Source organism: Kribbella turkmenica (assembly GCF_004348725.1).
Classification (GTDB): Bacteria; Actinomycetota; Actinomycetes; order Propionibacteriales; family Kribbellaceae; genus Kribbella; species Kribbella turkmenica.
The window spans coordinates 1-8,319 of sequence record NZ_SMKR01000236.1; the positions used below are offsets into that span (position 1 = coordinate 1).

Genomic DNA, 8,319 nt, shown 5'->3' on the forward strand with positions numbered 1-8,319 from the left:
GGTCGGTGTCGGCCGGGCGGTGGGGCGGGACGTGGAGCACCGACAGCGTCGCGACCACGGCGAGGACCGCCATCAGGACCCACGCGTAGCGGACACCGAAGGCCTCGACCACGGCGCCGGCGGCCGCGGACCCGACCGCGGACCCGAGCATCCCGCCGCTGAGCATCCAGCCGAAGATCTCGGTCCGCGCCGAGGCCGGCGTCATCACGCCCAGCCGCTCGTAGAGCGCACCGATCGTCGGCGCGATGAGGCAGCCGGCGGCGAACAGCATCACCGCCAGCGCGACCACGGACGAGGTGGCGAACACGCAGCCGGTGAGCAGCGCCGCGAGCACGAGCATCCGCCGCCACACGTACGAGTCCCGCCGGCCGGGCAGTGCGCCACCGACGAGGCCGCCGATCAGGCTGCCGAGCGCGGCCACGGTCTCGAGAACGCCGGCAATCAGCCGGTTGCCGTGCTCGTCGGCGAACGCCACGATCCCCAGCGACATCGACGCGAACCCGGTGACCATGCACGCGAAGGCGAGCAGCAACCCGAACCGGTACCGGTGGAATACCAACTGCCGTGCGGTCGGCCGCGGCTCGTCGGTCTCGTGCTGGACGGCACCCGGGTGCTGCTTGAGACCGAACCACCAGATCGCCACGGCGGCCGTCGCCGCGCAGGCCAGCAAACCCGCGCGCGGGCTGGCGAAGGTCACCGCGATCGCGCCCAGCATCGGGCCGACGACGAACAGGAGTTCCTGAGCGGTCGCGTCCAGCGCGTAGATCGCCCGCAGCCGGGTGCCCTGCACCAGCTGCGGCCAACTGGCGCGCAGAGCCGAGGTCACCGGAGCGACGAACATGCCGGCCAACGCCGCCGCGAGCGGGAGCACGCGGTACCAGCTGTCAGGCAGTAGTGCGACGACAGCCATCAGGACGGCCCAGGCCATCCCGGTCCCGATCACGACCCAGCGGGCACCCTTCCGGTCCGCCCGGCGCGACCACACCACGCTGGCGACCGCCATACCGACGGAGTAGGCGCCGGCGACCACGCCGGCCCAGCCGAAGTTGCCGGCGGCATCCTTGGCCAGGAAGGACAGCGGCACCATCGTCGCCATCACCGGCATCCGCGCGATCAGGGCCGACGCCAGCAACGCCATCACGCCGTGGGTCTTCCAGAGATCGCGGTACGCCGTCAGGTCCATAGACCGCATTCTGTCCTGACAAACCGGTTCGACGCCTCGGGAATTCTCCCTATCCGGACAGCGGGCGAGTATGCGAACATATGTTCGTGTCGGACCAGCGTGCGGCGACGATCCTGCATGCCGACCTGGACGCCTTCTACGCGTCGGTCGAGCAGCGGGACGACCCGCGCCTGCGCGGCCGGCCGGTGATCGTCGGCGGCGGCGTGGTACTGGCCTGCAGCTACGAGGCCAAGGCCTACGGCGTCCGGACCGCGATGAACGGTGGTCAGGCGCTCCGCCGCTGCCCGGGGGCGATCGTGGTCGAGCCGCGGATGTCGGCGTACTCCGAGGCGAGCAAGGCGGTGTTCAAGGTCTTCGAGAACACCACGCCGCTGGTGGAGGGGCTGTCGATCGACGAGGCGTTCCTGGACGTCGGCGGGCTGCGGAAGATCTCCGGGACGCCGCTGGAGATCGCGAAGCGCCTGCGGGCCGACGTGCTGTCGCGGGTCGGGCTGCCGATCACGGTCGGCGTGGCGCGGACGAAGTTCCTGGCGAAGGTGGCGAGCGGGGTCGCGAAGCCGAACGGGTTGCTGGAGGTGCCGCCGGACCGGGAGCTGGACTTCCTGCATCCGCTCGACGTCGAGCGACTCTGGGGTGTGGGCGAGGTGACCGCGGAGAAGCTGCGGACCCGCGGGCTGACCAAGGTCGGCGATGTCGCGATGCTGCCCGAGGCCGCGCTGGTGGCGATGCTCGGACGGGCGTCCGGGCGTCATCTGCACGCACTCGCACACAACCGTGACCCCCGGCCGATCGAAGTGGGCCGGCGGCGTCGGTCGATCGGGTCGCAGCGGGCGTTGGGCCGGTCACCCAAGTCCCCGGAGCGGCTGGACGCCGTGCTGGCCGGGCTCGTCGACCGGGTGACTCGGCGGATGCGGACCGCGGGGCGGGCCGGGCGGACGGTGACGCTGCGGCTGCGGTTCGACGACTTCAGCCGGGCGACCCGGTCGCATACGTTGCCCCAGGCAACAGATCAGACGCGGGCGATCCTGGTCACCGCGCGAGCCCTGCTGGCGACGGCCCGGCCGATGATCGCGACGCAGGGGATCACGATGATCGGCATCTCGGTCGGCAACCTGGAGAACGAGGCGGCGTTGCAGCTCGCCCTGCCGTTCGACAAGGCGGCCAACGACGAGCTCGACTCGGCTCTCGATCAGGTGAAGGACAGGTTCGGCACGAACGCGATCACCCGCGGCATCCTCCTCGGCCGCGACCAGGGCCTGACGGTCCCGATGCTGCCGGACTAGATGGCCAGTTCGAGCGTCAGCTCGTCGCGGCGTGGGATGCCGTAGTTGCCCGTCAGCGGGATGGATGGCTTTGGCTTGTGGTCGGCTGCCGCGGTCAGCAGGGCGCTGCCGATGCTCACGTGTTGCACCAGGGCGTCCAGTGAGATGACCTGCAGGCCGTCATCCGACACCGTGGAGGTGAGCAGGCCCTGGATCCGGCCGTCCTGCTCGGCTACCGGGGCCGGGAGGGTCGAGGCGTCGTACACCGTGCCTGCTGCCTCTAGGTGTACTGACCGGAGACATTGATCGACCGCGCGCTTGTGTTTGAGCGCACTCACACCTCTACCTTCGTGGCATGAAGGAAGATGACGCTCTACAGGCGGCGCTTCGCCTGGCGGTCGATCCGCCCGGCGGGGTCTCGATCGGAGCATTGCGTGAGCTGGCCCGCGATGACGACGCGACCGACTGGGACATCGCTACAACGGCCGCACACCTCGGGGTCAATCCCCACACGCTGCGCTACTACGAACGCATCGGACTGGTCCGCGTCGCCCGCGACGCAGCTGGGCACCGCCGGTACGACGCCCCCGCGGTTCGCCGGCTCGTCTTCCTCATCCGGATGCGCACGTCCGGCATGCCGATCAGCGACCTGCGCCAGTACGTCGACCTCGTGGACGCCGGCCAGGACACCGTGTCCGAGCGCCTGGACATGCTCCTCGAGCACCGCGACACGCTGCGATCCCAGGTCGCCCATCTGCAGCTCGCCCTCGCAGCGACCGAGTACAAGATCGCCACCTATCAGGAAGCACCCCGACCATGACCAGGACCACCGCCCCGCAGCACGACATCAACAGCCCCGAGAGCCTCGCCCGCCGCCGTCACGGCCACGCAGTCCTCTCACACATCGACGGCCACCAAGGCGAGGCCGTCATCGACTCTCTCGCCGACATCAACCCCGCGTTGGGCCACCACGTCGCGGCTTTTGCCTTCGGTGACATCTACGACCGGCCCGGTCTCGACCCGCGCAGTCGGCAGCTCGTCACCCTCGGCGTCTTGACTGCCCTCGGTGGCTGCGAGCCCCAGCTGAAAGTCCACATCGGTGCCGCGCTCAACGTTGGTCTCAGCCACGAAGAGATCCCGAAGCGCTCTTGCATGCTGCCGTGTACTGCGGCTTCCCGCGCGCCGTGAACGCCACCTTTGCTGCCCGCGAGGTCTTCGCTGAGCGAGACAACTCGCACACCGACTGAACCCGGCCATCAACCACCTCGGGGCCGGCAGCCGTCATGGCTGCTGGCCCTCTCATGCCCGGAGCCCCTGATGTCTCACCCGAACGCTGCATCGAGCGTTTCTACCGGACCATGGCCGACGGTTGGGCCTACGCCCGTTGCTACCGCTCGGAGGCCGAGCGCCCGCGATGCCCTCGAGGCCTGGCTACACCACTACAAGCAGCATCGGCCTCACACGACCTGCGGCAATCAGCCGCCCTTCACCCGGTTAACCAACCTCTCCGGTCGGTATATCTAGCGGTGGTGAGGCGATCGGCGATCGGTTGGCGATCGGATCCGGTTGCGGGTCGGATCATGGGTAGGAATTGTCGTGCAGGTGGCCGGCGTACCGATGAGCACGCCGGTGGCCGTCAGGCTCGCTGCCGCGCGGCCGCGGTCTCGCGGCCGAGCCGGGTCTGGATCGCGAACGACCCGATCGTCTCCGGATCCCCTGGGTGCGTTGTCATCGGGGAGTCAGGCTAACGCGGTTCAGGAGCGCGGGTAACCGATCTCGGCGATGCCCCCGGCGAGATCCGGCAACCGGCGCTGACGGTTGAGCGACGTGACGACGTACTCGGTCAACGGCATCAGCGCGTAGACGTGCCGGATCGGCTCGAGGTCGAGAGCCACTGCGTAGTAGTCCTCGGCGAATGTCAGGTACGCCTCGGGGCGGCCGTCCGCGAGCACCTCGAAGAGCCCGTCGGCACCGTCCTTGTCGACCCCTTCGACCGGACCACAGCGCCACTCGGTGTCGGCCGTCGTACGCCAGAACGCGACCGTCGCACGCGGCGCACCGATCGGATCCCAGAACACCTGCTCGTCCCGCGCGCTGGCGAACACGTCCGGCACCTGGTCGATCAACCCCGGCCACGGCTTCGACTCGTTCACCCACGGCGACATCGGCGACTCGTGGTCGAAGCCGTACGCGAACGCACCCTCGGGTGAGAACACGATCGAGTACTCGTTCCCCGACCTGTCCCGCATCAACGCCGCCTCCTCGGTCTCCGACCAGCGGGCGTCGAAGGAGAAGCAGCCGAGAGAGTCGGCGTCGTTCAGCACGAGGTCGAGCACCGCCAGTGCCCGGCTGACGCGTTTGACGGTCGGCAGATCAGGCATCCGCCGGATCACGTCGTGAACAGACACCTGGCCATCCAACCGGCCCGGGAAGCAGTCGTCCAGCCACCGCCGACTGACCGCAGACGGTCAGGAACCCGCTCGCGTGGACGGGGAGGCGACCTGTGGATGACTCTCAGCGGCGCTGGACGACCTCTTCGGCGACCTCGACCAGCTCGCGGTCGGTTGCCTCGGTCTCGGCGTCGTGCGCCGGCTCGAGCCGGTCGTGCGCGATCAGCGACTGGATGGCCCGCAGTACGGCGCTCGCCGCGGCACCCCACGTGGACACGTAGGAGAACTGCCACCACCACAGGGCCTCGATGATCCGGCCCTCCTCGTAGTGGGCCAGCCCGTGCACGAGGTCGGTGGCGATCGCGGTCAGGTCGTCGGACAGCCGGTTCACGGTGATCTCGGGCGGAGCGGCGTACGGGTCGAAGACCTCGGCGTACTCGTCCAGGCCCTCGAACAACACGGCCAGGCGGTCGCGCATGGCGTCCAGGTCCGGGTCCGGGCCGGCGTCGCTCTCGAACCGCTCCTCGGGGACGAAGTCCTCGAACGCTCCCAGCCGGCCGCCGGCGAGCAGCAACTGGCTGACCTCGAGCAGCAGGTACGGCAGCGAGGCGAGCCCCTCGTCGACACCGTCCTCGTCCGGCTGCGCCGCGATGTCGCGCACCGAGATGAGGAAGCTTCGCACCTGGTCGGCGATCTGCTCGGCGAACTCGGTCAGGTCCTCGTTGTCGGTGCCCAAAGCGCGTTCCGCAATATCCGTTGGTTCAGTCATCGATCGATCGTCGCCCTTCAAACGCCCGTCCGAGAGTGACCTCGTCGGCGTACTCGAGGTCACCGCCTACTGGAAGTCCACTAGCCAAACGGGTGACGCGCAACCCCATGGGCCGGAGCAACCGGCTCAGGTAGGTGGCGGTCGCCTCACCCTCCAGGTTCGGGTCGGTGGCCAAGATGATCTCGGTCACCTCACCGCCGGCCAGCCGCTGGAGGAGCTCCTTGATCCGCAGTTCGTCCGGCCCGATGCCCTCGATCGGCGAGATCGCCCCGCCGAGCACGTGGTACCGGCCGCGGAACTCGCGGGTGCGCTCGATCGCGACCACGTCCTTGGCCTCCTCGACCACGCAGATCAGGCTCAGGTCGCGGCGCGGGTCCCGGCAGATCCGGCACTGCGTTTCCTCCGCGACGTTGCCGCAGATCTCGCAGAACTTGACCTTCTCCTTCACCTGCACGAGCACGTGCGCCAGCCGCCGTACGTCGGTCTCGTCGGCGGCGAGCAGGTGGAACGCGATGCGCTGTGCGGACTTCGGACCGACGCCGGGCAGCCGGCCGAGCTCGTCGATGAGGTCCTGGACGGCCCCTTCGTACACGTCAGCCCGGGTTCTGACCGGGCGAGCCGGTCCCGCTACCCGGGTTCACGAACCCGACGCCACCGCTTTCGTTGCCGGGCCTGGGCGCCGGCCGATCGTTGCCGGGCTCGTCGTCGTCACCCGGCTCGACCGCGGGCGGCGTCGCGCCCGGCAGGCTGAACCCGGCCGGGCCGCCGGCACCGCCGAACCCGGGGATGTCGGCACCGCCGAGGCCACCGGCCAGCGGGCCCATCGCCGCGGCGGCGACCTCTTTCGCGTTCTCGGAGGCGTCGCGAACGGCGGCCACGATCAGGTCGGCCAGCGTCTCGGTGTCGTCCGGGTCGACGGCCTCCGGCTTGATGTTCAGGCTGAGCAGCTCACCGGTCCCCGACACCAGCGCGGTCACCAGCCCGCCCCCGGCAGAGCCCTCGATCTCCTGGCTCTCCAGGTTGGCCTGGGCTTCCATCAGCTGGTTCTGCATCGCCTGCGCCTGCGCGAGCAGATTGGACATGTCGAAGCCCCCAGCACCGCCACCGTCGAACACCGCGATCTCCTCGTCGAGCCGCTACCTGCTACCGAGCCTCAACCCTAGCCGGTCCCCCCGACAAGCCCACCGCCGAGTAGAAACCGAACGGTCTCCCCATCCTCGTCCACAAGGTTGTGGACACCCTTATCCACAGCCTGTGAATCCTGTGGATACTCTCCGCCGCGATCCTCACAACCACCTGTGGACAGGTTTGGCGGCCGGCTCGGCTAGGGCTTGTCCCAGCCGGTGGTGGCGACGTAGTCGGTGTACCAGGTGGTCAACTCGACGAGTGGGCGGAGCGCGTCGGCGATCTCGTCCACGTCGTCGGTGTCGATGGGCTTCTCGGCGTACACGAATCGGCGTTTGAGCAGGTCGGCCCGCGGGTGGTCAGGTGAGTACTCGCGCGGTACGCGGAGCAGCGGCGACCCGATCAGCTCGTAGCCGACCTTCAGCAGCCGCTCGATCACTGCGGCGAGTTCATGCCCGCTCACCTCGGCGTCGACCATCTCCCGGAACAGCCGCACCTGATCGCCGGCCGGAGATGCCGAACCGCCCCCGAGCACCAGTCCGTCGAGGCCGAACGTGAACGAGATCCGGATCCTGCGCGCGATCCACCAGGACGCGCTCTGCCGCTGCCACGCGGCCGGGTGACCCGACAACCCACTCAGCCAGAACGTCCCGAACTCGTCCATCTCATTGAGCTCGTCGCACAAATCCTGCAACGGCCCCCGAACATGCCGCTCCAGACTCTCCCGCTGAGCCTCCAACCGATCCGGCCCCGGTTCCCCCTCGAGCCCGACAAGCACCTCGAACGCCGCATCACCCCACCCACCGAACCCCATGAAGACAATCTCCCACCCTCCACGGACAGTCCCCTGCGCCCCGGCGTCGTTCGCAACCATCCGTGCGTGGGTCCCGCCACCGAACACCACCCACCAGCAGCCCACCACCGCCTACAGCCACCACCGCCGGCAGCCACCGTCGCCGACGAGCGCCGCTGTCGCCACCACGGGACGTCCTGCGGGGACCGCACACCCGCAAACTATTCCTGCAGGCACGCGCATCCGTCACCAACGGCCTCCACCGCCACGATGGCGTAAGTCGGCCGTGAAGAGCGGCCAGAGCGACGAGCGGCTGCACCAGGGAACCACCCAGCGCCACTGCACACGTCACGTGCCTGCCAGCAGGTAGTGCACCGCTCTGCCGCCATTTCGCCGCCGGCGCTAAGTGGAGTTCAGTGCCGAAGGTCAGTTGGGCTCTTCGGTGATGATCTGGGCGCCGAGGGTTTGCCGGAGAAGCTCGGTGTGGGATTGGGAGTCGTCTTCCAGCACCAAGTCGTCCTCGCCGATCGCATCGGCTTCTTCCTCCGGCGTCAACGGCACCTCAGGCGCCGCCGGTCCCTGCGCAGCTCTCCGCGCCTGTTCAGCGGCGACAGCTGCCTCTGCAGCCCGGCGTTTACTAGCCGCCTGCTCCCGACGATCCCTACCCACCTGACCGCCAACCGCGTCGGACGGCCGCCGCGACGGCGGAGGCGGCGGATCATCCCAAGGATCCGGCTCCGGCGGCACGTCGTAATCCGGCGGCTCCTCGACCGCCACCCCACCGCGCCCAACCACCT

Annotated in this window: 10 protein-coding genes and 2 pseudogenes; 4 read left to right on the forward strand and 8 right to left on the reverse strand. The window is 69.2% G+C overall.

The genetic code is table 11. The features are described from left to right. Positions 1–1,183 (reverse strand): MFS transporter (locus tag E1218_RS33300; protein WP_233712642.1); only part of this gene is annotated, 1,183 nt, incomplete at its 3' end. A gap of 80 nt (positions 1,184–1,263) precedes the next feature. Here E1218_RS33300 and dinB point away from each other — a divergent pair. Continuing rightward, on the forward strand, positions 1,264–2,466 hold the full coding sequence (dinB, locus tag E1218_RS33305) for a DNA polymerase IV (RefSeq protein ID WP_132327026.1): 1,203 nt from the start codon (positions 1,264–1,266) through the stop codon (positions 2,464–2,466). On the opposite strand, the gene E1218_RS33310 is transcribed toward dinB, so the two are convergent. Next, complete coding sequence (locus E1218_RS33310) at positions 2,463–2,783, reverse strand: hypothetical protein (RefSeq protein WP_132327027.1); 321 nt, start codon at positions 2,781–2,783, stop codon at positions 2,463–2,465. The genes dinB and E1218_RS33310 overlap by 4 nt on opposite strands. Before the next feature lie 17 nt (positions 2,784–2,800). Here E1218_RS33310 and E1218_RS33315 point away from each other — a divergent pair, with 17 nt between their 5' ends. The 3 genes and pseudogenes from E1218_RS33315 to E1218_RS33325 form a co-directional block, all read left to right on the forward strand. Then, positions 2,801–3,265 carry a MerR family transcriptional regulator gene (locus E1218_RS33315; protein ID WP_132327028.1) on the forward strand — a complete coding sequence of 155 codons (465 nt, stop codon included), beginning with the start codon at positions 2,801–2,803 and terminating at the stop codon, positions 3,263–3,265. Continuing rightward, positions 3,262–3,633: a carboxymuconolactone decarboxylase family protein gene (locus E1218_RS33320; protein ID WP_202866334.1), complete on the forward strand. Its 372-nt coding sequence runs from the start codon at positions 3,262–3,264 to the stop codon at positions 3,631–3,633. The genes E1218_RS33315 and E1218_RS33320 overlap by 4 nt, the downstream gene beginning before the upstream one ends. Before the next feature lie 149 nt (positions 3,634–3,782). Continuing rightward, a pseudogene (locus E1218_RS33325) lies at positions 3,783–3,969 on the forward strand (integrase core domain-containing protein); the annotation flags it as partial. A 230-nt stretch (positions 3,970–4,199) separates the two neighbouring features. On the opposite strand, the gene E1218_RS33330 reads toward E1218_RS33325, so the two are convergent. The 6 genes and pseudogenes from E1218_RS33330 to E1218_RS33355 all read right to left on the reverse strand — a co-directional run. After that, positions 4,200–4,853, reverse strand: a complete 654-nt coding sequence (locus E1218_RS33330) for a hypothetical protein (RefSeq protein WP_132327029.1) — start codon at positions 4,851–4,853, stop codon at positions 4,200–4,202. Positions 4,854–4,959: 106 nt separating this feature from the next. Beyond that, positions 4,960–5,604: a DUF5063 domain-containing protein gene (locus tag E1218_RS33335; protein ID WP_132327030.1), complete on the reverse strand. Its 645-nt coding sequence runs from the start codon at positions 5,602–5,604 to the stop codon at positions 4,960–4,962. Further along, the gene (gene recR / locus E1218_RS33340; RefSeq protein WP_132327031.1) at positions 5,597–6,196 is read right to left on the reverse strand and encodes a recombination mediator RecR; all 600 of its coding nucleotides are present in this window, start codon (positions 6,194–6,196) and stop codon (positions 5,597–5,599) included. The genes E1218_RS33335 and recR overlap by 8 nt, the downstream gene beginning before the upstream one ends. A 1-nt stretch (position 6,197) precedes the next feature. Then, a complete protein-coding gene (locus E1218_RS33345) occupies positions 6,198–6,719 on the reverse strand; it encodes a YbaB/EbfC family nucleoid-associated protein (RefSeq protein WP_233712643.1) in 522 nt (173 codons plus the stop codon). Between the two features lie 209 nt (positions 6,720–6,928). After that, positions 6,929–7,543 (reverse strand): DUF2461 family protein, encoded by a 615-nt coding sequence (locus E1218_RS33350; protein WP_132327032.1) that lies wholly within the window; start codon positions 7,541–7,543, stop codon positions 6,929–6,931. Positions 7,544–7,948: 405 nt separating this feature from the next. After that, a pseudogene (locus E1218_RS33355) lies at positions 7,949–8,319 on the reverse strand (hypothetical protein); the annotation flags it as partial.